Source organism: Pseudomonas sp. lyk4-R2A-8 (assembly GCF_030209095.1).
GTDB classification, from domain to species: Bacteria; Pseudomonadota; Gammaproteobacteria; order Pseudomonadales; family Pseudomonadaceae; genus Aquipseudomonas; species Aquipseudomonas quebecensis.
Genome location: NZ_JARVSS010000031.1, coordinates 29,558 through 53,923, shown reverse-complemented (window position 1 = coordinate 53,923; position 24,366 = coordinate 29,558). Strand labels below are relative to the sequence as shown.

The 24,366-nt window shown below is 62.9% G+C and carries 17 protein-coding genes and 2 pseudogenes; 12 read left to right on the top strand and 7 right to left on the bottom strand.

What is annotated here, in order from left to right; all coding sequences use genetic code 11:
• Positions 1-158 precede the first annotated feature (158 nt).
• The 3 genes and pseudogenes from QRN10_RS22725 to QRN10_RS25405 all read left to right on the top strand — a co-directional run bounded on the left by QRN10_RS22725 (position 159) and on the right by QRN10_RS25405 (position 6,257).
• Positions 159-4,166, top strand: a complete 4,008-nt coding sequence (locus tag QRN10_RS22725; RefSeq protein ID WP_285429200.1) for a bifunctional nitrate reductase/sulfite reductase flavoprotein subunit alpha — start codon at positions 159-161, stop codon at positions 4,164-4,166.
• Between the two features lie 138 nt (positions 4,167-4,304).
• Positions 4,305-5,402 (top strand): annotated as a pseudogene (locus QRN10_RS25410) (cache domain-containing protein); the annotation flags it as partial.
• Between the two features lie 87 nt (positions 5,403-5,489).
• Entirely contained in the window at positions 5,490-6,257 is a 768-nt protein-coding gene (locus tag QRN10_RS25405; protein WP_370694778.1) for a methyl-accepting chemotaxis protein, read from the top strand.
• Here QRN10_RS25405 and QRN10_RS22715 read toward each other — a convergent pair.
• Genes QRN10_RS22715 through QRN10_RS22705 form a run of 3 tightly spaced genes read right to left on the bottom strand, consistent with a single transcriptional unit; the run spans position 6,247 to position 8,566 of the window.
• Positions 6,247-7,041: a nucleotidyltransferase domain-containing protein gene (locus QRN10_RS22715; RefSeq protein ID WP_285429198.1), complete on the bottom strand. Its 795-nt coding sequence runs from the start codon at positions 7,039-7,041 to the stop codon at positions 6,247-6,249. The two genes, QRN10_RS25405 and QRN10_RS22715, sit on opposite strands and share 11 nt — an antisense overlap.
• The gene (locus QRN10_RS22710; RefSeq protein WP_285429197.1) at positions 7,038-7,517 is read right to left on the bottom strand and encodes a P-loop nucleotide/nucleoside kinase family protein; all 480 of its coding nucleotides are present in this window, start codon (positions 7,515-7,517) and stop codon (positions 7,038-7,040) included. Before QRN10_RS22710 ends, QRN10_RS22715 begins: the two co-directional genes overlap by 4 nt.
• Positions 7,518-7,537: 20 nt before the next feature.
• Positions 7,538-8,566: an apurinic/apyrimidinic endonuclease family protein gene (locus tag QRN10_RS22705; RefSeq protein WP_253507934.1), complete on the bottom strand. Its 1,029-nt coding sequence runs from the start codon at positions 8,564-8,566 to the stop codon at positions 7,538-7,540.
• 195 nt (positions 8,567-8,761) lie between these two features.
• On the opposite strand from QRN10_RS22705, the gene QRN10_RS22700 reads away from it, so the two are divergent.
• Together QRN10_RS22700 and QRN10_RS22695 are read left to right on the top strand one after the other, a co-directional pair.
• On the top strand, positions 8,762-9,178 hold the full coding sequence (locus QRN10_RS22700; protein WP_181077880.1) for a DUF2231 domain-containing protein: 417 nt from the start codon (positions 8,762-8,764) through the stop codon (positions 9,176-9,178).
• Positions 9,175-10,467, top strand: coding sequence for a PQQ-dependent sugar dehydrogenase (locus QRN10_RS22695; RefSeq protein ID WP_285429196.1), 1,293 nt, complete (start codon positions 9,175-9,177; stop codon positions 10,465-10,467). Before QRN10_RS22700 ends, QRN10_RS22695 begins: the two co-directional genes overlap by 4 nt.
• A 42-nt stretch (positions 10,468-10,509) precedes the next feature.
• On the opposite strand, the gene QRN10_RS22690 is transcribed toward QRN10_RS22695, so the two are convergent.
• Together QRN10_RS22690 and QRN10_RS22685 are read right to left on the bottom strand one after the other, a co-directional pair.
• Complete coding sequence (locus QRN10_RS22690) at positions 10,510-11,913, bottom strand: MFS transporter (RefSeq protein ID WP_181077883.1); 1,404 nt, start codon at positions 11,911-11,913, stop codon at positions 10,510-10,512.
• Positions 11,914-12,177: 264 nt separating this feature from the next.
• Positions 12,178-12,708 carry a GNAT family N-acetyltransferase gene (locus QRN10_RS22685; protein WP_285429195.1) on the bottom strand — a complete coding sequence of 177 codons (531 nt, stop codon included), beginning with the start codon at positions 12,706-12,708 and terminating at the stop codon, positions 12,178-12,180.
• A 154-nt stretch (positions 12,709-12,862) separates the two neighbouring features.
• Between QRN10_RS22685 and proP the strand changes: the two genes are divergently transcribed.
• The gene (proP, locus tag QRN10_RS22680; protein WP_181077887.1) at positions 12,863-14,365 is read left to right on the top strand and encodes a glycine betaine/L-proline transporter ProP; all 1,503 of its coding nucleotides are present in this window, start codon (positions 12,863-12,865) and stop codon (positions 14,363-14,365) included.
• A gap of 51 nt (positions 14,366-14,416) precedes the next feature.
• Entirely contained in the window at positions 14,417-14,923 is a 507-nt protein-coding gene (locus QRN10_RS22675; protein WP_181077888.1) for a GAF domain-containing protein, read from the top strand.
• On the opposite strand, the pseudogene QRN10_RS22670 reads toward QRN10_RS22675, so the two are convergent.
• Positions 14,920-15,820: pseudogene (locus QRN10_RS22670) on the bottom strand (AraC family transcriptional regulator). The gene QRN10_RS22675 and the pseudogene QRN10_RS22670 sit on opposite strands and share 4 nt — an antisense overlap.
• 166 nt (positions 15,821-15,986) lie before the next feature.
• On the opposite strand from QRN10_RS22670, the gene QRN10_RS22665 reads away from it, so the two are divergent.
• From QRN10_RS22665 to QRN10_RS22655, 3 genes are all read left to right on the top strand, one after another.
• The gene (locus QRN10_RS22665) at positions 15,987-17,009 is read left to right on the top strand and encodes an alpha/beta hydrolase (protein WP_285429194.1); all 1,023 of its coding nucleotides are present in this window, start codon (positions 15,987-15,989) and stop codon (positions 17,007-17,009) included.
• Between the two features lie 64 nt (positions 17,010-17,073).
• A complete protein-coding gene (locus tag QRN10_RS22660) occupies positions 17,074-18,270 on the top strand; it encodes an MFS transporter (RefSeq protein WP_285429193.1) in 1,197 nt (398 codons plus the stop codon).
• Between the two features lie 74 nt (positions 18,271-18,344).
• Positions 18,345-20,897: a bifunctional diguanylate cyclase/phosphodiesterase gene (locus tag QRN10_RS22655; protein WP_181077892.1), complete on the top strand. Its 2,553-nt coding sequence runs from the start codon at positions 18,345-18,347 to the stop codon at positions 20,895-20,897.
• A 9-nt stretch (positions 20,898-20,906) separates the two neighbouring features.
• On the opposite strand, the gene QRN10_RS22650 is transcribed toward QRN10_RS22655, so the two are convergent.
• Positions 20,907-21,728, bottom strand: coding sequence for an AraC family transcriptional regulator (locus tag QRN10_RS22650; RefSeq protein WP_285429192.1), 822 nt, complete (start codon positions 21,726-21,728; stop codon positions 20,907-20,909).
• A gap of 103 nt (positions 21,729-21,831) precedes the next feature.
• Here QRN10_RS22650 and QRN10_RS22645 point away from each other — a divergent pair, with 103 nt between their 5' ends.
• Both QRN10_RS22645 and QRN10_RS22640 read left to right on the top strand, forming a co-directional pair.
• The gene (locus QRN10_RS22645) at positions 21,832-23,043 is read left to right on the top strand and encodes an MFS transporter (protein WP_181077894.1); all 1,212 of its coding nucleotides are present in this window, start codon (positions 21,832-21,834) and stop codon (positions 23,041-23,043) included.
• 106 nt (positions 23,044-23,149) lie between these two features.
• Positions 23,150-24,310 (top strand): GGDEF domain-containing protein, encoded by a 1,161-nt coding sequence (locus QRN10_RS22640; protein WP_181077895.1) that lies wholly within the window; start codon positions 23,150-23,152, stop codon positions 24,308-24,310.
• Positions 24,311-24,366: the final 56 nt, after the last annotated feature.

Here is a 24,366-nt window from a genome sequence, read left to right as displayed (position 1 = left end):
CACCTTGAACAACCTGGCGCGCCGCTTGCTAGGTACAGCGCCACAGAGCAGTCAACGCTGATTGCCCATCCACGACAAAGGCGCCGTGTAATCCCCGTTCCAACGGAGGGTTACGCGGCGCTTTTTTTTGCCGGGCAGAAAAGATTCGAGGGTTATCGATGGCCAACCAACGCGTACGCAGTGTGTGCCCCTATTGTGGCGTAGGCTGCGGCATCGTCATGCAGGTCGAAGACAATAAGGTGGTCAAGGTAATCGGCGACCCCGACCACCCCACCAATGCCGGTCGCCTGTGCACCAAGGGCAGCACCTGCGGGCAAGCCATCGCCGAGTCCGGGCGCATGGAAAATGCCTACCTGCGCCAGGCCCGCGACCGCGACCCGGTGCGCATCGCCATGGACGAAGCCATCGCCAGGACCGCCGGGCGCCTGCGCAACGTGCTGGAGCGGCATGGCCCCGATGCATTGGCGTTTTATGTGTCCGGGCAGATGTCGCTGGAAGCCCAGTACCTGGTCAACAAGTTAGCCAAGGGCTTTGTCGGCACCCGCCATATCGAATCCAACTCGCGGCTGTGCATGGCCAGCGCTGGCAGCGGCTACAAGCTGTCACTGGGTTCCGATGGGCCGCCGGGCTCCTATGAGGACTTCGACCGCGCCGACCTGTTCTTCGTGATCGGCGCCAATATGGCCGACTGTCACCCCATCCTGTTCCTGCGCATGATGGACCGGGTCAAGGCCGGGGCTAAGCTGATCGTGGTCGACCCACGGCGCAGCGCCACCGCGGACAAAGCTCACCTTTACTTGCCGATCAGGCCCGGCACCGACCTTGCGTTGCTCAACGGCCTGCTGCACCTGCTGGTGAAAAACGGCCATACCGACCCGGCCTTTATCGCCACCTTCACTGAAGGTTGGGAGGTCATGCCTGCGTTCCTGGAGGACTACTCACCGCAGCAGGTCGCCGCCATCACCGGTCTGGCCGAAGCCGACATCCGCCAGGCCGCCGCCTGGATCGGCGAGGCTGCCGAGTGGATGAGCTGCTGGACCATGGGCCTCAACCAGAGCACCCACGGCACTTGGAACACCAACGCCTTGTGCAACCTGCACCTGGCCACCGGCGCCATCTGCCGCCCCGGCAGCGGCCCGTTCTCCCTCACCGGCCAACCCAATGCCATGGGCGGGCGTGAGATGGGCTACATGGGCCCTGGCCTGCCGGGGCAGCGCTCGATGCTGGTGGAGGCCGATCGCGCCTTTATCGAAGACCTCTGGCAGATTCCCGCCGACCGCCTGCCGCGCCAGGCCGGCGACGGCACCGTGGCAATGTTCGAGCAGATGGCCGCGGGGCAGATCAAAGCCTGCTGGATCATCTGCACCAACCCGGTGGCCAGCGTGCCCAACCGTCAAACGGTGATCGATGGGCTGCAGGCCGCTGACCTGGTCATCACTCAGGACGCCTTCCTCGACACCGAAACCAACCGCTACGCCGACATCCTCTTGCCCGGCGCGCTGTGGGCCGAAGCCGAAGGCGTGATGATCAACTCCGAGCGCAACCTGACCCTGATGCAACACGCCGTGGAGCCGCCGGGCGAGGCCGTGGCCGACTGGCGGATCATCGCCCGGGTCGCCTGTGCGATGGGCTATGCCGAAGCGTTCAGCTACGCCAACGCCAGCGAGGTGTTCGAAGAAATCAAACGCGCCTGCAACCCCGCCACCGGCTACGACCTGCGCGGCGCCAGCTATGGGCGTCTGCGCGAGACGCCGCTGCAATGGCCGCTGGCGACGGCCGAGTCGGCGCCGCGCAACCCGATTCGCTACCGCGAGCACGGCGCGCTGCGTTTCGCCACCGCCGGCGGCAAAGCCCAGTTCTTTGCGCGCCCGCACATGCCCCCGGCGGAACTGCCCGACGACACCTTCCCATTCGTGCTCAACACCGGCCGCGTGCAGCACCAATGGCACACTCTGACCAAGACCGGCAAGATCGCCACGCTGAACAAACTCAACCCCGGCCCCTTCGTCGAGATCCATCCCGACGACGCCGCGCGCCTGGGCATCCGGGCCAGGCAACCGGTGCAAGTGCTGTCGCGGCGCGGGCGCGCGGTGTTACCCGCATTGATCAGCGACCGCGTGCAACCGAGCCACTGTTTTGCGCCATTCCACTGGAACGATGTGTTTGGCGAACACCTGGCGATCAATGCCGTGACTTCGGACGCGGTCGACCCGATTTCATTGCAACCGGAATTCAAATGCTGCGCGGTCAGCCTGGCGCGCGTCGAGTTGATCGACCATCAGTTCCTCGACACGCCCCCCCAGGCGGCCACCGACCTTCCCGCTCGCGCAGAGCAATCCACCCTGTCGCGCATCGACGCCTTCGCCGAAATCGCCGGCCTGCGGCCCCTCACCCCGCCGCCCTTGAGCGACAACGAACGCACCTACCTCGCCGGTTTCATCAGTGGCCTGCGCGCCGACAGCGCACGCCAGCCAGGGGAGGTGCCGGTGTTGCCGCCGAACGCGCCGCTGGCCGGCGAAGCGCGGCTATGGGTCGACGGTTTACTCGGCGGGCTGTTCAGTCGCGCGCACGCGGCGGGTGTCAGCACGCTGCCCGCCGCACCTGCCTTGACCTTGCTGTGGGCATCCCAGACCGGCAATGCCGAAGCATTGGCCGAGCGCTGTGCCCAACGCCTGCGCGAGGCCGGTATCAGCGTCGAGCTGAGCGCGATGGCGGTTTTCCCGGCGAGCCGACTGGCAAGCACCCAGAACCTGGCGCTGATCAGCAGCACCTTCGGCGACGGCGACCCACCGGACAACGGCGAAGGTTTCTGGCACAGCCTCAGCCGCAGCGAAACGCGCCTGGAATCCCTGCGTTTTGCCGTACTTGCCCTCGGCGATCCAAACTATGACCAGTTCTGCAACCACGGCAAACGCCTCGACCAACGCCTGCTGGAATTGGGCGCCACGCGCCTGTTGGAGCGTGTCGATTGCGATACCCAATTCCACGACCGCGCCGATACCTGGCTGCTGCGCCTGCAGCACAGCCTCAACCCGACCAAAGCGCCGGCAGTCGCCACGCCCGCCGGCAAGACCAAGCTGTATGGCTCGCGCCTGTTGCTCAACCGCCACCTCAACCCGCACAGCCGCCATAAGGAAACCCGCCAGTTCGCCCTGGACCTGGCCGACTCCGGCCTCAGCTATGAAGCCGGCGATGCCCTCGGCGTAAGGCCGCGTAACTGCCCCGAACTGGCCCACGAACTGCTCGCGCTGACCGGCCTTAAAGCATCGACCAGCGTCAATATCGAGACCTTCGGCGAGGTCTCTCTGCAACAGGCGCTGACTCAGCATTTTGAAATCGCCCGGCCCAGCAGCGAAACCCTGGCGTTTATTGCCGAGCGCAGCGCTGACACGGGCCTTGGGCAGTTGCTGCGGCCCGAACACAAAGCCGAACTGAACGACTGGCTATGGGGTCGGCAACTGGCGGACGTGTTGCAGGCCTACCCCATCGAGTGCTCGGCCGCCGAACTGCTGGGCACGCTGCGGCGCCTGCAACCGCGCCTCTATTCGATTGCCTCCAGCGCCAAGGCCCACCCCGGTGAGGTGCACCTGACCGTCGCGGCCGTGCGCTATGGCAAACGCAAAGGCGTGTCTTCGACCTTTCTCGCCGACCGCGTCGGCGACGGTGAAGTGCCGGTGTTCGTGCAGCCGTCCAAGCATTTCCGCACGCCCAGCGACGGCGATGTGCCGATCATCATGATCGGCCCCGGCACCGGCGTGGCGCCGTTTCGCGCGTTCCTGCAGGAGCGTCGTGCCCTCGGGCATCAAGGCCGCAACTGGTTGTTTTTCGGCGAGCAGCACGCCGCCAGCGACTTCTATTACCAGGACGAACTGCAAGGCCTGCAGCGCGACGGTCTACTCACCCACCTGAGCCTGGCGTTCTCCCGCGACCAGGCGCAAAAGGTCTACGTGCAGGACCGCCTGCGCGAACAAGGCGCCGAGCTGTGGCGCTGGCTGCAGGACGGCGCCAGGGTGTACATCTGCGGCGACGCCCGCCAGATGGCCAAGGATGTCGATCAGGTACTGCGCCAGATCGCACAAACCCACGGCGGGCTGGACCCGGAGCGTGCCGTGGACTATTGGCGTCAGCTGAGCGAGCAGAAGCGTTACCTGCGTGATGTGTACTGATTGGATACAGAACAATCACCGATTGTATTGTGTACAAAAAACCCTAAAGATTTACCCAGACCACGCCGAAACAGCGGTGATAGCAAATCGCCTCGCTTCTTCCCGAACGCGAGTCGCTTTGGCCGCCCCTCCACGCTGATGGTCATCTTGATGAAAATAAAGAACAAGCTTGTACTGGCGTTTGTCTCGGTCGCATTTATCCCGGTCAGCCTGGTGGCGGTGATTTCGGTCATGAACACGCGCAGCCAGGCGGTGGAGCAATTCATCGACGGCAGCACTCGGGAGATTCGCCAGATCGACGGCAATATCCGCCAGTTCTTCGACGGCACTTTGCAGAACGTCGATCAGATGGCCACCGATTCTGTATACACCTCCGTCAGCACCCTGAAGAATTACCAACCCGCCGACGCGCCTGCTCAACCGATGCCCGCCGAAGCGCAAACGGTGATCGAGCGCTTCGCGCGCTATGGCGCGACCCACCCGGCGGCGGCGATCCTGTCTATCGGCCTGGAAGACGGCACCTACGTCAAATGGCCGGATGACCCTCAGTTGGCCAAATACGATCCGCGCGCACGCCCTTGGTACAAAGCGGCGATGGCCAGCCCCGGCAAAACCGTGCGCACACCGGCCTATTACTACGACAAAGACGACGTGGCCCTGGTGGGCACGGCGCGCGCCATGCTCGACGGTGCCGGCAAGCCCAAGGGTGTATTCGTGGTCAGTGTGTCGCTCAAAAACCTCACCGAACTGGTCAAGAGCATCAAGCTCGGTGACAGCGGCTATGTGATGCTGATCGAAGACGGCGTGGTGCTGGTCGACCCGCGCGACGCCGCCCACAGTTTCAAACCGCTCAAGGACCTGGGCACGGCTTACGCGCAACTGGCCCAGACGACTCAAGGGTCCACCGAAGTGGAGATCGACGGCGTGCGCTACATGGCCAACGTGTGGACCTCCCCCGGTCTGGGCTGGCGCTATATCGGCCTGATCGAAAAAGCCGAAGTGATGGCCGAAGCCACCCGCATGACCTACCTCACCGCGATCATCGTCGGCGTGCTGGTGCTGATTTTCGGCCTGATCGCCGCGGCGTTTTCCAAAGTGATTGTCAAGCCGATCGGCCAGGTCAGCACGGGCCTGCAGTCGATCGCCGAGGGTGAAGGCGACCTGCGCCATGAGTTGCAGGTGCAGGGCAAGGACGAAACCGCCGAACTGGCAGGCTGGTTCAACAAGTTCCTCGCCGCCATTCGCCAGTTGATCCAGCACATCGGCGCGGCCTCGGCCAACCTGCATAACGCTTCGAAGGTCAACAGTGAGGTGGCCCACAACATGAATGAAGCCGCCGGTCGCCAGCGCGAAGCGGTGGAACTGGTGTCCACCGCATTCAATGAAATGGTGGCCACGGCCAACGAAGTCGCGCGTTCCTGCAGCGGCGCGGCCGAATCCGCCGAGAACGGCCACCGCCGTGTGGCCGAGGGCAAACAGCAGATCGAAGCGACCACCGACAACGTCAACCGCCTGGGCCGCCGCTTGAGCGAATCGTCCCAGGCCATGGTCGAGCTGGAGGCCGGCAGCCGCAGCATCAACCAGATCCTCGGCACCATCCGCGCGATTGCCGAACAAACCAACCTGCTGGCCCTCAACGCCGCCATCGAAGCCGCGCGCGCCGGCGACCAGGGCCGCGGCTTTGCCGTGGTGGCCGACGAAGTCCGCGCCCTGGCCAAGCGCACCTCCGACTCCACCGGCGAGATCGAGCACCTGCTCGGCACCCTGGAAACCAAGACCCAGGAAGTCACCCAGAAGATGGGCAGTTGCATGGACCTGTCGAAAGCCAGCGTGTCGTCCATCGAAAACGCGCGGGACAGCTTCGAAGGCATCCAGACCTCGGTCAACGAAATCCGCGACCAGAACCTGCAGATCTCCGCCGCCGCCGAAGAGCAGCACAGCGTGGCCGAAGAGATCAATCGGCATATCCAGCAGATCTACGACGAAGCGCGCCTGGTGGAAAGCCTGGCCAACTCGGCCCAGGACGACTCGGGTCGGCTGTCGAAGCTGTCGGATGAGTTGAATGGCTTGGTGGGGCGGTTTAAGTCCTGAGGAGGGGGTCGCGCTGGTGTGAAACCAACCACTCCAGAAACACCTGCAGCCGCGTGCAGAACTGATCGCTTGCGGCGCCAGGGTTGCGCGCTTCAAACAGAAAGAACGCTACCTGGGTGACCATCGCCGGTTGACTCTGGAGGAACATCGCCACATGTTCTTCCAGTGTTTGTGGCCACATCGTTGCCGCTTCCGGGCGCAATATCTGCGTCGCCCTGATCAGTTTGCGCGACGCTTCCCGCTGCAAGCGCAGCCGATCCGCCTCGATATCCGCCTGACCGATCTCGGCAAGATAGGTGTTCAATACCGAATAGACGTCTCCATTTAACGCCAGCGCGATTTCACGGCATGGGCGAAACCGCTCGAAATGGACGGAGAGGTCATTGCCCCAAATACAACGACACTGATGCTTGAGCCAGAACCCCCAAAGGTTGCGGTTTTCAACCGCCATTACCTGCGCGCGCTCGCCGATATCGAAGTCGACTTTGGTGACGTGCGGGTGACGCCGTTCAAGTTCACGGCGAACACGTTCCAGTTGCTCTGCTACCTGCGGGGTCTGCGGCTCGCGCAGCACCAGTGTGAGGTCCAGGTCGGAATGACCGGGCGTCGCGTCACCCCGCGCGACGCTGCCGTGAACATACAAGCCATCGAGCCCCAACGTTTGCTGCGACAGCAGTGAGCAGGCATCCGCCAACACCGACTCATACTCAGCCTGCACGGGTGCCTGCGCCACGGTGAGGATAAAACCCTCGGTGTCCAGGCCCTGTGACGCTGACACGCTCACGGCCGATGCACTTCAATCACCAGCCCCTCAGCCTCGCTCGGCACGCAGAAGTGCCGGGTGATCAGGTCGAACTCGGCGTCGGTGGCGGCAAAGTCGTGTTCGCCGCCGGCATTGCGAGCATGCAGGCGGGCGCGGCAGGTGGCGTCGTCCAGTTCCAGGTAGTGCAGGCAGTGCGGCACTTGGGCGCTGTGTGCCAGGCTCAGCAGCCATTCGCGATTGGCCAGGGTGTTGGCCGGAAAATCCAGCACCACATTGACGCCGGACTTGAGCAGGTCGATCACCAGCGGCCCCATCACGCCGCGCAGGCGTTGAGCACTGCGCAGGTAGTCGGCGATGGACAGCACCTCACCGGGGTACAGTTGCGCCAGCCAAGTGTCTTCGCTGAGCAGGACCGCGCGGTGTTCCGCCACCAGGCGCCTGGCCAGTGTGGATTTGCCGGCGGCGATCTTGCCGCACAACAGGTGCAGGGTGGGCATGCCGGGAAACTCCTTTTTGTTTAACTGGCCTGTGACTGCCAGTATTCGTAGAACGCTGACGATGCCACGTTCTTGTCCTTGGCTTCCAGCATGATGTCGAAGCGATCCAGAAACTGCAGGGCGTAGTCGTTGGTCCAGCGGTTCCACATCTGCTCACTGTGGGCGTACAGCTCGCGCTTGGAGACCACCTGCAACAGCGCCGTCATTTCCAGCTTGTGTGCGGCGTCGAACCCCAGGTCCTGCAGGCGCTCCTGGGGCTGGGAGTAGTGCATGGTGGGGCGCACGCCGCGCCAGCTGTCGATCACACGGGCCACCCGAGGCGAGTCGGGGTCGATATAGGCCTCCTCGTGAATCCAGCAATGGTGGATATCGAGCACCACCGGTGCCAGGTCGGCGACTTGCAGGCAGTGGTCAAGGCCGTAGGTTTTTTCATCGTTCTCGAAGGTGATGCAATGGCGCGCCACCTCCGACAGTCGCGCCCACACCGCGCGGGTGCCTTCCACGCCAAGGCGGCCGGCGATATGCACGTTGCATTTGAGGTCCTGGAAGCGCCGGCCGTAGCCCATCATGCGGATCATGTCGGCGTGGTACTCGAATTCGGCCACGCTGTTTTCCACCACATTCGGGTTTTCCGAGCCAAGCACACAGTATTGGCCGGGATGAAACGACAGGCGAATGTCCGAGGTCCGCGCCAGCTCGCCGATGGCGGCGAAGCCCTCAATCAATTGCGCCTGGATGGCCGGGTCGCGGTAGACAGGCGCCACTTTGGGATGGCTGTAGAACGGCAACAGATCACTGCTCAGGCGCAGCATGCGCAAGGTCGGTGGCAGCGTGGCGACGTAACTTAGCAACTGCAATTGTGCTGCCAGGTTGTGGGTCACCACTTCGACCAATTTGTCACGGGCGACGCCGGGGTCGACGCTGTCCATCCAGCGCAATGTGGTGGTGCGCGGGTTGAACGGGCCTTCAATCAGTTTCAGCGCGCTGGTCGAGAGCACGCGGTCGGGGTGTTTGTACTGGCAGGCAAAGCCGATGCGAGGGTGGGTCATGGAAGGGCCTGGACTGAGTGAGGGCGAGATCATAAGAGCTTGGGCCGAGGAACACGCCACGCGGTTCATAATATTTCGACACGTATCCTCGGTATAACATCTATGAACTTTCCTACAAATGACACGCTCCTTTCCTATGCGAAGTCACTGCGTCCCTGAGCCCAGGGCGCTGCACGATAAGGAGCCGCTTCCCCCATGACTACCCTCCCCACCTACCCCGATATCCGGCCCGGTCCGCTGCACGCGACCTTGCTGGCCGGCAGCGTGCCGCTGTTTTTGGGCGCCCTGCTCAGTGACATCACCTACGCTCAGACCTTCCAGATTCAATGGGCCAACTTCGCGTCCTGGTTGATTGCCGGTGCACTGGTGTTCTGTGGCCTGGCCCTGGTGTTCGCGCTGGTCAACCTGCTGCGCGCCACCCACAAAGCCGGACGCCCCGTCGCCTATGTACTGCTGCTGTTGGCCACTTGGGTGCTGGGGTTGATCGATGCGTTCCAGCACGCCAAGGACGCCTACGCCATGATGCCCGCCGGCCTGGTGCTGTCGGCAATCGTAACCGTGCTGGCAATCCTCGCCACCTGGACCGGCCTGCGCACCGGAGGTGCCCGATGAAAACCTGCCATGCATTGACCGTGCTAAGCACCGCCCTGCTGCTGAGTGCCTGTGGCGCTGAAGGCGACAAGACCCAGGCGCGCGGCCCCGATCCCAAATTGCCCGAACAACAAAGCAGCCTGCTGCCGAGCATGAAGATCGCCGAGCCAACGCCCTGGGGCGAGCAGAAACCCACCGTACCCGAGGGCTACAGCGTCACGGCGATTGCCACCGACCTGGCCATCCCACGCCAGACCCTGGTACTGCCCAACGGCGATATCCTTGTCGCCGAGGGCCGGGGCGGCAGCGCGGCCAAGCTCAAGCCCAAGGACGTGATCGCCAGCGTGATCAAGGCCCAGGGCAACACCCAGGTCAAGGGCGGCAACCGCCTCACCCTGCTGCGCGACGCCGACGGTGACGGTACCTACGAGCTCAAGACAGTGTTCGCCGATAACCTCAACGCGCCCTACGGCCTGGCCTTCGCCGATGGCAAGCTGTACGTGGCCAACCAGGACGCGCTGGTGCGATTCGACTACACCGACGGTCAGACCAAGGCCAGCGGCGCGCCGGTCAAAGTCACCGACCTGCCGGCGCAGATCAACCACCACTGGACCAAATCCCTGGCCGTGAGCGCCGATGGTCGTCAGTTGTATGTGGGTATCGGTTCCAACAGCAACATCACCGAGCGCGGCATGGAAGTGGAAATCGACCGTGCCATGGTCTGGCAGATCGATGCCCAGACCGGCGCGCACAGGCCCTATGCAACCGGCCTGCGCAACCCGACTGCGCTGACGATCCAACCGGATTCCGGGCAATTGTGGACAGTGGTCAACGAGCGCGACGAACTCGGCCCCGACCTGGTACCGGATTACCTGAGCTCGGTGCGCGAGGGTGCATTCTACGGCTGGCCCTACAGCTACTGGGGCCAGAACGTCGATCCGCGCGTGCAACCGCAGAACCCGGCGAAAGTCGCGGCGGCGATCAAACCCGATTACAGCCTGGGTTCCCATGTGGCCGCCCTGGGCGTGGACTTTTCCCTCCCGGCGCTGGGCGAGCGCTTTGCCGACGGCGTGTTTGTCGGCGAGCACGGCAGTTGGAACCGCGACCAGCCGGTGGGCTACAAGGTGATTTTCGTGCCGTTCAAGGACGGTAAGCCGGCCGGTGAACCGCTGGACTTCGCTACCGGCTTTCGCGGCGAGGATGGCAAGACGCGTGGGCGTCCGGTGGGGGTGACGGTGGACCCGAAAGGCGCATTGATCATCGCCGACGACCTGGCCAACACCGTGTGGCGGGTAACGCGCAATCGTTGATCGCGCGCTGCCGGAGCGGTGTGCCCGCTCCGGCAGATTGATTTACAGGTCAGTGATTTCCTTGTGGCGTGGCACCAGGGTCTTCATCACGCTCCAGGCCACCAGATACGCCAGGGCACAGATCGCGAACATGATCATGTAGCCGGTGTGGATGTCATTGATGGACTTGTAGTAGTCAAATACCCAGCCGCCGATCTTGGTCATCACTACACCGCCCAGCCCGCCGGCCATGCCGCCAATGCCGACCACCGAGGCCACGGTTTTCTGCGGAAACATATCGGACACCGTGGTGAAGATATTGCACGACCATGCCTGGTGCGCCGAAGCACCGACGCCGATCAACAATACCGGCACCCAGAAGCTGATGTAGCCCAACGGCTGCGCCAGCAGGACCACCAATGGGAACAGCGCAATCACCAGCATGGCTTTCATGCGGCCGTCGTAAGGGGCGTCGCCTCGGGCCATGAAGTAGCTGGGGAACCAGCCGCCGCCGATGCTGCCGACCATGGTCATGCTGTACAGCACGGCCAGGGGCATCACGATATCGGCGCCTTTCATGCCGTATTGCGCCGCCAGGTAGGTGGGCAACCAGAACAGGAAAAACCACCACACGCCGTCGGTCATGAACTTGCCGAACGCAAAGGCCCAGGTTTGGCGATAGGTGAGCAACTTGAACCACGAGACTTTTTTCGGCGTGGCGCCTGCAGGTGCCTGGGCGAACGGCTGAACGGTCTGGTCGCTGCGGATGTAAGCCAACTCCTCGGCCGACAGGCGTTTCTGCTCTTCAGGCTTCTGATACAGCCCGATCCATACCGCTACCCATACGAAACCGAGCATGCCGATCACGATGAAGGCGGCTTCCCAGCCCCACAGACCGGCGATCAGCGGTACGCAGATCGGCGCCAGGATCGCACCGACGTTGGCACCGGAGTTGAAGATACCGGTGGCCAGCGAGCGTTCTTTTTTGGGGAAGTATTCAGCGGTAGCCTTGATCGCAATCGGGAAGTTACCCGCCTCACCAACCGCCAGCACCGCGCGGGACAGCATGAAGCCGGCAATCGACACCGGGATCACCGCCAGCCCGATGGCGCCACTGATGGCGGCGATGCCCTCGCCCATCGGCACGGAGAACGCATGCATCACCGCACCCGTGGACCAAATGGCGATGGCGATCACATAGGCCGCCTTGGTACCGATTTTGTCGACGAAGCGTCCGGCGAACAGCATGGAAATGGCATACACAAACTGGAACACGGCGGCGATGTTGGCGTAATCGGTGTTGCTCCAGCCGAATTGCGTCGACAACTGCGGCGCCAGCAGGCTGAGCACCTGGCGGTCGAGGTAGTTGACGGTCGTGGCGAAAAACAGCATCGCGCAGATGGTCCAACGATAGTTGCCGACGGCCTGGCCGACACGATGGGCTTTGATGGGCTCGCTTAGATTCATGGCATCACTTTTTATTTTTGTTAGATAGGACATACGCAACGTCATATGTCGTCGTACAACTGCGGCTTTTATATCGGGCCGCGTGGACGCTGTCAATCCGGCATTACCGGTAAATTAGGCAGCCTCGTTCAAGCAAGGTCATATGATGACAAGGCGGGTAATTACCGTTTCATCAGCGGGAGAAACGCGGTGTGCTTTTGAGGGCTGCTGCGCAATCCAGCGCGGGGCAAGCCCGCTCGCCACAGAGCTGTTGGTCGGCCCTGCTCAGGCCGGTTCAGTCGCTGGGCGGCAAACCCGCAGCACCAGGCTCGGTGCCTGGCCGGGAACGTCGTCGAGCAGGCCGTGGCGCTGCATGCCGATCTTCTCCAGCACGCGGATCGACGCCGTGTGGTTCGGACGCACCAGCCCGAACACTTCGGGCAATTGGAGGGTTTCGAACGCCAGTGTCAGCGCGTCGCGGCCCAGTTCGGTGGCATAGCCCTGCCCCCAGGCCTGAACGGCAAAGCGATAGCCAAGGTTGATACGCTGCTGGCCGAGGTAATTCATAGGCGCGATACCACCAAAGCCGATGATGTGGCACGGCGTGTCGCGATGGGCAATCGCCCACCAGCCGTAGCCGCCGCTGGCCCACTGCGCCATCCATCTGTCGAGCAGCCGTTGTGCATCCGCCCAATGCTGCATAGGCCCCGCCGGGTTGAACAGGTTCGTCTGGGGGTCGCCGAAGATCGCGAACAATCGCTGCACATCATCGGATTGGGGCGCACGGTAAACCAGGCGTGAGTTGCTGGACGACATTCGCTGATTGCTCCTTAGGGGTTAAGGCCACTCACCCTATCCGCAAAAAAACGCAAATAGCGGTGAATTATTTCGCATGCACTTGTATCTGAAGTGACAGAGCGGTGCTATCGCAGTGATAGCACCTCCCCTGTTCTGTTTTAGAGTGGTCCGCATGAAATCACGTAAGAAAAGCGTCAATCCCATCGGATTGAATGACATCACCATTGTCGATGACACCAAGATGCGCAAGGCGATCACCGCCGCTGCACTGGGTAACGCCATGGAATGGTTCGACTTTGGCGTCTACGGGTTTGTCGCCTATGTGCTGGGCAAGGTGTTTTTCCCGGACGCTTCGCCCAGCGTGCAAATGATCGCCGCGCTGGCCACCTTCTCTGTACCGTTTTTGATTCGTCCGCTGGGTGGCCTGTTCTTCGGCGCCCTGGGCGACAAGTATGGGCGGCAGAAAGTCCTGGCGGCGACCATCGTGATCATGTCGCTGAGCACCTTCGCCATCGGCCTCATCCCCGGCTACGACAGCATCGGCATCTGGGCGCCGATCCTGTTGCTGCTGTGCAAGATGGCGCAAGGTTTCTCGGTGGGCGGTGAATACACCGGCGCATCGATCTTCGTCGCCGAATACGCGCCGGACCGTAAGCGCGGCTTCCTCGGCAGTTGGCTGGACTTCGGTTCCATCGCCGGCTTCGTGCTCGGCGCCGGTGTGGTGGTGCTGATCTCCAGCATCCTCGGCGAAGCCCAGTTCGAGTCCTGGGGCTGGCGCCTGCCGTTCTTCCTTGCCCTGCCTCTGGGCATGATTGGTCTGTATCTGCGCCACGCACTGGAAGAAACTCCGGCGTTCCAGCAGCACATGGACAGCCTCGAACAAGGCGACCGCGAAGGCCTGTCCCACGGCCCGAAAGTCTCGTTCAAGGAAGTCGCCACCAAACACTGGCGCAGCCTGCTCACGTGTATCGGCATCGTGGCGGCGACCAACGTGACGTACTACATGCTGCTCACGTACATGCCGAGCTATCTGTCCCACAATCTGCATTACAAAGAAAACAGCGGTGTGCTGATCATCATCGCAATCATGGTCGGCATGCTGTTCGTGCAACCGTTCATCGGATTTGTCAGTGACAAGATCGGCCGCAAACCCTTCATTATTGCCGGTAGTATCGGCCTGCTGTTGCTGGCGATCCCGGCCTTTATGCTGATCACCAGCGGCAAGATCGGTCTGATCTTCGCGGGGCTGTTGATCCTGGCCATCGTGCTGAACTTCTTTATCGGCGTCATGGCTTCCACGCTGCCGGCGATGTTCCCCACGCACCTGCGCTACAGCGCGCTGGCCAGCGCGTTCAACGTCTCGGTGCTGATCGCAGGCCTGACCCCGACCGCCGTCGCCTGGCTGGTGGAAACCACCAATGACCTGTACATGCCCGCCTACTACCTGATGGCGTTTGCGGTGGTCGGCCTGATCACCGGCCTGACGATGAAAGAAACCGCCAACCGCCCTCTGCGCGGTGCGGCTCCGGCTGCCTCGGACATGGAAGAAGCCAAGGAACTGCTGCAAGAACACCATGACAATATCGAGCAGAAGATCGAAGATATCGACGCCGAGATCGCCGAGCTTGAAGCCAAGCGTGAAAACCTGGTGCAACAGCATCCTCGCATCAACTAAGACCTGTCCGTGCGCGGTGGCCACCACCACCGCGCCTTTGGAGTGTTCAGCATGCTTTCCAGCGTCACCGCACCACTGTCATTGCTCAGCCCGGAAGAACGCGCCGCCATCGCCGAAATCGAAGCCACCACCAGCATCCTGCAACTCGTCACGCGTCTGACCGGCATGCGCTTTGCTGGCATCGCCAAATTCACCGACCTGGAATGGGTGGTGTGCTCGGTGCATGACCCTTTCGACATGGGCATCCATCCGGATGACGTGCTCGATCTGGAAACCACGCTGTGCAGTGAGTTCTGCATCAACCCGCAGACCCTGTTCATCCCCCAGGTCAGTCAGAACGGCCGCTTCGCCACGCGCCCGGTGGTCAAGCAGTACGCCATCGAGAGCTACGCCGGTGCTCCGATTTTCCTGCCCGACGGCCGTCTGTTCGGTGCGCTGTGTGCGCTGGACTCCAAGGCGATGCTGTTCGACGACCCCAACCTCGCCGAAACCCTGAGCCTGTTCGCGCGCCTGATCGGCTGCATCTTCTTCGCCAACCTCACTGCCCACGAGCGCTAGTGGATGCCTCGGCGCAGCCCGGCGATATCGCGCTTGGGCGGCAAGCCGAACAGTCGACTGTATTCGCGGCTGAATTGCGACGGGCTTTCATACCCCACCCTGAAGGCCGCGCTGGAAACGTCGTGATGCTCGTTGAGCATCAACCGGCGTGCCTCGTTCAAGCGCAACCATTTCTGATACTGCAACGGGCTCATCGCCGTCAGCTGGCGAAAGTGATGGTGGAACGTGGCCGCACTCATCTGCACCCGCGCCGCCAGCTCATCCACACGCAGCGTCGCGTCGTAGTTGAGCTTTAACCAGTCGATGGCTTTGGCGATGCGATAGCCCTGCCCGTCCACGGCACAGATGCGTCGCAGGCGACCGGCCTGATCGCTCTGCAGGAGCCGATAATGGATCTCGCGCTGGATCAACGGCGCGAGCACCGGGATAGCGGCGGGTTCATCCAGCAACGCCACCAGACGCGCGACCCCATCGAGCAGGCCGCCGGTGATGGTGCCGATACCTACGCCTGTCAATGCGGCCCGCTCACGGGTGGGCGGCGTCTCGCCCTGGGCGATCAACTCCGCAAGCATGCGCAGGTCGAGCTTGAAGGTCAGGCCCAGGCACGGCTGCTCGGCGCTGGCGCGCACCACCTCGGAATTGGCCGGAATATCCAGGGACGTCAGCAGGAAGCGCGCAGGGTCATAGCCGTAGCCATGGCCGCCGACCCACAACTGCTTTTTCGCCCTGCGCCACCAGCACGATGCATGGCTCGACCATGCACACCACGGGAGGCTGCGGCCATTCACGTCGATAGAAACCCAGGCCTGGAATCGGCATCGGGCGGTCGCCGGGGCTTGGCACATGCCGGGCAATCGACTGGATCAGCGCGTCCAGGGGCGCTTGATGGAGGTTCATAAGGGGCTCTCTGCTGTGGTCGGTGCACTGTAGCGCGCCACCGCGATACTGTCCCGGTGGGCACGCATGACTCAGAGGATCAGGCAAGTAATCCAGGGTAACGCACTACAGATGCCCGGAGGTCTTGAGGACAATAGGCACACCCCTTTCCTCCAAGGATCATCCGATGAAACGCCTCTTGCTCGCTCTGGGTTTGCTGGTGACGTCTTTTTCTTCACTGGGAGCCGATATGTCCAACGGTGCCGACAACTTCTACACCAGCCCACAAGTGACCGTCGAAAAGGTCTCTTTCAATAACCAATACGGCCTGCGGGTGGCGGGCAATCTGTTCGTGCCCAAGCACCTCGCCCCCGGCACCCGAAGCGCCGCGCTGGTGGTCGGCCATCCCATGGGCGCGGTCAAAGAACAAAGCGCCAATCTCTACGCCACCAAAATGGCCGAACAGGGTTTTGTCACGCTGTCCCTGGACCTCTCGTTCTGGGGCGAAAGCGCCGGCCAGCCGCGCAATGCCGTGCTGCCTGACCTGTATGTCGAGGATTTCAGTGCCGCCGTGGATTTCCTGGGCACTCGGCCCATGGTCGACCGCGAACGCATCGGCGTGATCGGTATCTGCGGCAGCGGCAGCTTCGCGATTGCGGCGGCCAAGATCGACCCGCGTTTCAAAGCCATCGCCACGGTCAGCATGTACGACATGGGCGCGGCCAACCGCAACGGTCTCAAGCACGGCATGACCCTGGAGCAACGGCGCAAGGTCCTGCTGCAGGCGGCCAACCAGCGCTATGTGGAGTTCCAGGGTGGCGAGACCGCCTACACCGGCGGCACGCCGCTGACCCTGACCGGGGACGCCGTGGGTGACGAGTTCTACGACTTCTACCGCACCCCGCGTGGCCAGGTCACGCCCGACGGCGCCTCGGCCCAGACCACCACGCGGCCGACGTTGACCAGCAATGTGAAGTTCATGAACTTCTATCCGTTCAATGACATCGAGACGCTGTCCCCGCGCCCATTGCTGTTGATCGCAGGTGCGGACGCACACTCCCTGGAATTCAGCGAGGACGCCTACCAGCGCGCCGCCGAACCCAAGGAACTGCTGATTGTCCCAGGGGCCGGCCATGTAGACCTTTACGACCGGGTCAACCTGATTCCCTTCGCCAAGCTCGGCGCCTTCTTCAAGCGCCAATTGCAATAACCGACGAGCGCGGTGGCCTGGATCACCAGGCTGCCGCCGTTTGCGCTCTACAGGATTCATGTTCATGAACGCTACCCCGCATTCCCCGCGTTGGGGCGCCGTATTCGCGATGGCGCTTGCCGCTTTCACTTTGGTCGCCTCGGAATTCATGCCGGTGAGCCTGCTCACGCCGCTGGCCACGGACCTGCATATCAGCCAGGGCCAGGCCGGCCAGGGCATATCGGTGTCCGGGCTGTTCGCCCTGCTCACCAGCCTGATGATCGCCGCGGTCGCCGCGCGGATGGACCGCAAGCGCCTGCTGCTGGGCTTGACCGCGCTGATGATCGTGTCCGGCACGGTAGTGGCGATGGCGCCCAGCTTTCAGGTGTTCATGCTTGGCCGCGCGCTGATCGGCGTGGCGATCGGTGGTTTCTGGTCGTTATCGGCGGCCACTGCCATGCGCCTGGTGCCCGAGGCCCAGGTGCCGCGTGCCTTGGCGCTGGTCAATGGTGGCAACGCCTTGGCGACAGTGATCGCGGCGCCGCTGGGCAGTTTTCTCGGCGGCATCATCGGTTGGCGCGGAGCGTTTTTCTGCGTGGTGCCGGTGGCGGTGCTGGCGTTGGTGTGGTTATGGGTGAGCCTGCCATCGATCACATCACCGCGACGGGCCGGCACCGGCAACGTTTTTGCGCTGCTCAAGCGCCCGCCGGTGGCCCTGGGCATGCTCGCCGTGAGTGCCTTTTTCATGGGCCAGTTCATGTTGTTCACCTACCTGCGCCCGTTTCTGGAAGACGTGACCCACGTCAGCGTGACGCTGCTCTCGTTGATTCTGCTGGTGCTGGGCGTTGCAGGGCTGGCGGGCACGCTGCTGATCGAACGCTTTGTGCAACGCAACCTGTATCGCACCTTGACCTTGATTCCCCTGGCGATGGCCGTGATCGCCCTCGCCTTGGTGAGCTTTGGCGGTTCAGCCGTCATCACCACACTGTTGCTGGGGCTCTGGGGGCTGGTGGCCACCGCCGCGCCGGTGGGTTGGTGGACCTGGCTGGCCCGCACCCTGCCCGACGCCGCCGAAGCCGGCGGCGGCCTGATGGTGGCGATCATTCAATTGGCCATTGCGGCCGGGGCTATGCTGGGCGGCGCGGTGTTCGATCTGCTGGGCTATCAGGCTACGTTCGAACTGAGCGCGGCGGTCCTGTGCGCGGCGGCGATCCTGGCCTGGGCCACGGCCCGCGTCAGCCGGCGCGCATCCGGCCATAACGCCGAAGGCAGTCTCGCCTGAGTTTCTAAATATTTCTGAGGGAGCGCCGATAAACTGTCATATCCATGACTTGCAGCGACGCCCTGCGGGAAATAATGCCAAATACTCTCGCTCCTATCGTCCGTACCCTCTCCACCCGCACCAGCCTTTCGCTGACCCGCACCTCACTGCTCAATTTCATGGCCTTGTTGGCGTGTGTGTTTATCGCAGCGGCTTATTCTCTGGTGTACATCGCGCACGACCTGGACCACACCGAGCAGGTCGAAAGCGCTTTTTATACGCGCAAAGCCATGCAGTCGCTGGAAAAATCCCTGCGCTTGACCGTCAAGGACTACGCGTTCTGGAGCGATGCCTACAAGCACCTGCACGTCACCGTCGACACGGAATGGGCCTACGTGCGTGAAAACGTCGGCCCGACGCTGTTCAAGGACTTTGGCTTCCAGGGGCTGTTTGTGGTCAACGAGGCCGACCAGACGGTCTACGCCGTGGTCGAGGGCGAAATGCAGAGCGTCGAACTCAGCCAATGGCTGGGGCAGCCCATCACCGGCATTCTTGAGCAGGCCCGCGCCGGTGCCGAGGACCAGGCTCCGGTCACGCGTTTTATCAACGTACGCGGCAGCCCCGCGCTGGTGGCCGCCGCAGCCATCACCCCAGGCACCGATCCCACGGTCACCGTCGATGGCCGGCTGCCCTCGGTGCTGGTGTTCGTCGACCTGCTCACCGCCGACAAGCTGGCGCTAATCGGCCGTGAATTCGGCGTGAACAATCTGCACATCGCCACGCCCGATGACATCGGCAATGTGCTGCTGGTGCCCCTGGGCGAAAACGGCGACGCCGGCAGCCTGCATTGGGACCCCGAACGTCCCGGCCTGCGCCTTATAGGCATTGGCCTGCCGCTGCTGAGCCTGGCCGCATTGCTGGTGTGCCTGATGGCCTGGGTGATTTCACGCCGGGCCACGGCGGACGCCCTGGCCCTGGATGCCAGCCATGCCTCGCTGCAGAACAGCCAGAACGCCTTGGCCACCAGCGAAGCGCGTTTTCGCGACGTGGTGGAGGCCAGCTCCGACTGGGTCTGGGAAATCGACGCACACTGGCGCTTCACTTACCTGTCGGAGCGTTTCCAGAGTGTCACCGGGCTGGACCGCCACGCCTGGATCGGCGCGGCCATGGTTGACCTGCTCGGCACCGAGGCAGGCCTGCTCTCGCAATGGCTGGGCGACCCCGAGCGCCGTCCGGACTTGAGCCTGCAATGTCGCTACGTAGATGCCCAGGGCCAGGAGCGCATGACCCGCCTGGCCGCGCGGGAAATGCCTTGTGGGGGGTTTCGTGGCACCGCGACGGACGTCACCGAAGAAGTCGAGGCACGCCGGCGTATCGAGTTCCTGTCCCAGCATGACGCGCTCACCGGGCTGGCCAACCGCACGCGCCTGCAGGCATTCCTCAATGGCAAGCTCAAGACCTTGCCGTCTCCGGACCGTCCGCTGGTGATGCTCAGCCTGGACCTGGACCGCTTCAAACCGGTCAACGACCTGCTCGGTCACGCCGCCGGCGACCGGGTGCTCAACGAGGTTTCCGGGCGCCTGGCCGATTGTGTGCGCCACGGCGACCTGGTGGCCAGGGTCGGCGGCGATGAGTTTGTGTTGATCCTCAGCGATGCCGGCACCCAGGACGAGGTCGAGAACCTGTGTCGACGCTTGATCGCCTCCATCGAGCAGGCCGTGCGGATCGACGAGCAGGAGGTGTTTATCAGCGCCAGCATCGGTATCGCCCTGGCGCCCAATGACGCCGGCAACGTAACCGAGCTGTTGCGCTATGCCGACATTGCGCTCTATGAAGCCAAGTCCGCGGGGCGTAATACCTGGCGTTTCTACTCCGGGGAAATGAACGCGCGGATCATCGAGCGGCGCCGCCTGGAAAGCGACCTGCGCTTCGCGATCAAGCACGCCGAACTGCGCCTGCACTTCCAGCCGCGTTACCGCATCACCGACGGGCAAATGGTCGGCGCCGAAGCACTGGTGCGTTGGCAACATCCGGTGCGTGGGCTGATCGCGCCGGACACATTTATTCCGATTGCCGAAGAGTCCGGGCTGATCCTGGCGCTGAGCGACTGGGTCCTGGAAACGGCCTGTGCCTATGCGGCGCGCTGGCCGGACCTGCTGTTTGTGTCGGTGAACCTGTCGCCCACCGAGTTCAAGCGCGGCAATCTGGTGGAGCGCGTGCAGCAGGCGTTGCAGGCCTCGGGCATTGATCCGGCGCGGGTCGAGCTGGAAATCACCGAAAGCGTGATGCTCGAAGACGCTCCCGGCGCGCTGGAAGTGATGCATGCCCTCAAGCAGCTTGGGGTGCGCATCGCCATGGACGATTTCGGCACCGGCTATTCATCGCTGAGCTACCTGCGCGCGTTCCCGTTCGACGGCCTGAAGATCGACCGCAGCTTCCTCAATCGCCTGGAAGAAAGCGAGGATGACAAGGCTATTATCCAGGCCATCGTCGGCCTGGGTCGCGCACTGTCCCTGACGGTAACCGCCGAAGGCATCGAGACCGCCGAACACTTGGCGATGCTCAAGTCGGTGGCCTGCGACGAGGGCCAGGGCTATTTCCTGAGCCGCCCGCTGGACATCACTGCGTTCCATGGGTTGCTGGGCTGACGCGACGGCTTAGGTAAAAAACTGACTCGGCGTTTTGCCGAACTGTTTCTTGAACATGCTGGTGAAGGCGCTGGGGCTGTCGTAGCCCAGCGTCAGCGCCACGTCGATGATTTTCTCGCCCAGCGCAATGCGCTCCAATGCCAGTAACAGGCGCGCCTGCTGGCGCCACTGCCCGAAGGTCATACCGGTGTCTTTGCGGAACAGACGCTGGATGGTTTTCTGGTCCAGCGCCAGCCGCGCGCTCCAGTGGGCGACGGTGGAGGCATCACCGGGATCGTGCTGCCAGGCCTCGCAGATCTGCCGGATACGCAGGTCGGCCGGCTGCGGCAGCGACAGTGGCAAGGCCGGTAACAACGCCAGCTCATCCAGGATCAAGTGCATGATGCGCGCGTCCCGCGAGTCTTCTGCGTACGGCGGCTTGAGGCTGACCGATGCCTTGATCAGCTCGCTCAGCAGCGGCGAAATGCTCACCGCCTTGGTCTCGCTCGGCAAATTCGGGAAACTTTCGGGACGCACGAACACGCTGCGCATTTTCAACGCGCCCACGCAGCGCAGGGAATGAACATGACCGCTGGGCATCCAGAAACCGCGATGGGGCGGCACGGTCCACTGGTTGTGCGCCGAATGCACCACCATCACACCCTCGGTGGCGTACAACAGTTGATGCTTCTCGTGACTGTGGTCGGGGATCACCCAGTTTTCCGGGTAGTCGGTGGCCGAACTGATCACGGCCCAGTCGCCCTCGTCGATCTCGCGCAGGAATGTGTCCAGTGATTTGATCATTTCGCCCTTTTTGCGATGATTGCCGCCCCAATTACGCGAGACAGGCATTTGCGCCGAATCTAGCATAAACACCGCGTCCAGATAGAGAGCAGCGATTCATAACATCGCTGCCCGTCTCCACACCGTTTGCTGCCTTGTATGGAATGCCTGCATGTCGACCCTGACCGCCTCACCTGTCGCCACCCCGAGCCCACCCCAAGCCAGTCCGCTGGTGCTGCGCGTCATCGGCGCCTGCGCCCTGGCGCACCTGATCAATGACCTGATCCAGGCGGTGCTGCCGTCGATCTATCCGATGCTCAAGGCCAACTATGGGTTGAGCTTTACCCAGGTGGGCATGATCACCCTCACCTTCCAGCTCACTGCTTCGCTGCTGCAGCCGTGGATCGGCTATCACACCGACCGTCATCCCAAACCGTGGCTGCTGCCGGCCGGCATGGTCTGTACGTTGGTCGGCATCCTGCTGCTGGCGTTTGTCGGCAGCTTCGCGGCGATCCTGCTCGCCGCCGGCCTGGTGGGCGTGGGCTCGTCGACCTTTCACCCGGAAACCTCGCGCGTCGCGCGCCTGGCCTCCGGCGGTCGCTACGGCCTGGCGCAATCGACCTTCCAGGTCGGCGGCAACACCGGCAGCGCATTCGGCCCGCTGCTGGCGGCGGCGATTATCATCCCCTACGGCCAGGACCATATCGCCTGGTTCGGCCTGTTTGCGGTGTTCGCCATCGGCGTGTTGTATGGCTTGAGCCGCTGGTATCGCAACCACCTCAACCTGTTCAAGCTAAAGCAGGGCGGCCAGGCCACCCACGGCCTGTCCAAGGGCCGCGTGACGTTTGCCCTGGTGGTGCTCGCGGTGCTGGTATTTTCCAAGTACTTCTACATGTCCAGCCTGACCAGCTACTTCACCTTCTACCTGATCGAAAAATTCCACCTGTCGGTGGCCAACTCCCAGCTGTACCTGTTCCTGTTCCTCGGTGCAGTGGCCGCAGGCACGTTCTTCGGCGGGCCGATCGGCGATCGCATCGGGCGCAAGAAAGTCATCTGGTTCTCGATCCTCGGCGCCGCGCCGTTCACCCTGGCGCTGCCCTATGTCGACCTGTTCTGGACCGCCGTGCTCAGCGTGGTGATCGGTTTTATCCTGGCCTCCGCGTTCTCGGCCATCGTGGTGTTCGCCCAGGAGCTGGTGCCGGGCAATGTCGGCATGATCGCCGGCATCTTCTTTGGCCTGATGTTCGGCTTCAGCGGGATCGGCGCAGCCTTGCTCGGCCTGCTGGCGGACAACCACGGCATCGAATACGTCTACAAGCTGTGTTCGTTCCTGCCGTTGGTAGGGATACTCACGGTGCTGCTGCCATCGACTAAAGGGGTTTGACCGCCGGCCATCGGATGGCGGTATGCCATTACGGTTTATGTTCTGAAAAACCTGTGTGTGCGCTTACAATTCGCGTTTAAACGCACACCAGGCAGTTCTGCACGCTATGACGCTCGACCCACCCACGATCCTGGCCCTGACCGTCGCCCTGGCGGCCGCGGCTGCGCTTTACCTGTTGATTGAATGGCGCAGTGTGCGCGAACCCTCCTTGCTCTGTTGGAGCGCCGGTTTCGCCACCATCACCGTCGGCTCGACCCTGGCGCTGCTGCGTATCAATGGCTACCTGGTGATCGGCATCTGGTTCGCCAACGGTTTGCTGGTGAGCGCACATTTTCTGTTTTTGCTCGGGGTGGCGCGGTTTACCCAAGTGCGTTTGTCAGCGCTTTGGGCACTGATGCTGCCGGTCTGGCTTGGCATGCTGATGCTGCCGGCCGACCTGCCGTGGTCAAAGGCGATGTTGGCGGTGCAGTCGCTGCTGGTGGCGTTGCCGACGTTGCGCGCCAGTTCTCTGCTGCGTCCCCATGGCAAATCCCTGAGCGTCGGCGCGGTGCAACTGCGCTATGTTTTATTGATTCATGGCGCTTTCTACGTGGCCAAGGCTGCGTCGGCGGTGGTTCCCGGCACCTTGATCGACCTCGCGGCGTTCAAGGGCGAAATCATCCAGGTGTCACTGGTGGAAGGCGCCATGGCGATCATGCTGATTGCGCTGTCGATGACCGGCTCGGAACGCTATCGCCGCGAACAGCACATCGCCCGCCTCGCCGCCCGCGACCCGCTCACCGCGCTCTACAACCGCCGCGCCCTGAACCTGCGCGCGCCACGCCTGCTGGCCCAGGCGTCGGCCGCACAACCGGGCGCACTGCTGCTGATCGACATCGATCACTTCAAAAGCGTCAACGACCTGCATGGTCACAGCGCCGGTGACCACCTGCTGATCGCATTGAGTGAAATGATCCGCAGCGTAACCCCCGACGGCGCCCTGGCCGCGCGCCTGGGCGGTGACGAATTCGCCATCCTGCTCAATGCCACCAGTGCGCAGGGGATCGTGGAACTGGGCAATCAACTACGCGGGCAATTCCAACAACTGGCCTGCCAACGCTTCACCACGCCGCAACCGGTGACACTGAGCATCGGCGCCCTGCTGTTCGACCAACCGCCGGCCAGCCTGGCGGCGTTGATCGAACAGGGGGATGCCACGTTGTATGAATCCAAGCGAGGTGGGCGTGACCGGATTCAGTTGGTGAGTGGGACGGGGGCTGGCGTTTGAGGCGCCGACTGTTGTGCTGAGCCGATTCGCTACCGCAAGCAGCATCTACCAGAGCG

Coding starts and splice junctions, on each gene's coding strand:
- QRN10_RS22660 (WP_285429193.1), top strand. CDS start 17,074: ATGAACGCTACCCCGCATTCCCCGCGTTGGGGCGCCGTATTCGCGATG.
- QRN10_RS22685 (WP_285429195.1), bottom strand. CDS start 12,708: ATGTCGTCCAGCAACTCACGCCTGGTTTACCGTGCGCCCCAATCCGAT.
- proP (WP_181077887.1), top strand. CDS start 12,863: ATGAAATCACGTAAGAAAAGCGTCAATCCCATCGGATTGAATGACATC.
- QRN10_RS25405 (WP_370694778.1), top strand. CDS start 5,490: ATGAATGAAGCCGCCGGTCGCCAGCGCGAAGCGGTGGAACTGGTGTCC.
- QRN10_RS22710 (WP_285429197.1), bottom strand. CDS start 7,517: ATGCCCACCCTGCACCTGTTGTGCGGCAAGATCGCCGCCGGCAAATCC.
- QRN10_RS22665 (WP_285429194.1), top strand. CDS start 15,987: ATGAAACGCCTCTTGCTCGCTCTGGGTTTGCTGGTGACGTCTTTTTCT.
- QRN10_RS22655 (WP_181077892.1), top strand. CDS start 18,345: ATGCCAAATACTCTCGCTCCTATCGTCCGTACCCTCTCCACCCGCACC.
- QRN10_RS22640 (WP_181077895.1), top strand. CDS start 23,150: ATGACGCTCGACCCACCCACGATCCTGGCCCTGACCGTCGCCCTGGCG.
- QRN10_RS22695 (WP_285429196.1), top strand. CDS start 9,175: ATGAAAACCTGCCATGCATTGACCGTGCTAAGCACCGCCCTGCTGCTG.
- QRN10_RS22700 (WP_181077880.1), top strand. CDS start 8,762: ATGACTACCCTCCCCACCTACCCCGATATCCGGCCCGGTCCGCTGCAC.
- QRN10_RS22645 (WP_181077894.1), top strand. CDS start 21,832: ATGTCGACCCTGACCGCCTCACCTGTCGCCACCCCGAGCCCACCCCAA.
- QRN10_RS22690 (WP_181077883.1), bottom strand. CDS start 11,913: ATGAATCTAAGCGAGCCCATCAAAGCCCATCGTGTCGGCCAGGCCGTC.
- QRN10_RS22705 (WP_253507934.1), bottom strand. CDS start 8,566: ATGACCCACCCTCGCATCGGCTTTGCCTGCCAGTACAAACACCCCGAC.
- QRN10_RS22650 (WP_285429192.1), bottom strand. CDS start 21,728: ATGCCTGTCTCGCGTAATTGGGGCGGCAATCATCGCAAAAAGGGCGAA.
- QRN10_RS22675 (WP_181077888.1), top strand. CDS start 14,417: ATGCTTTCCAGCGTCACCGCACCACTGTCATTGCTCAGCCCGGAAGAA.
- QRN10_RS22725 (WP_285429200.1), top strand. CDS start 159: ATGGCCAACCAACGCGTACGCAGTGTGTGCCCCTATTGTGGCGTAGGC.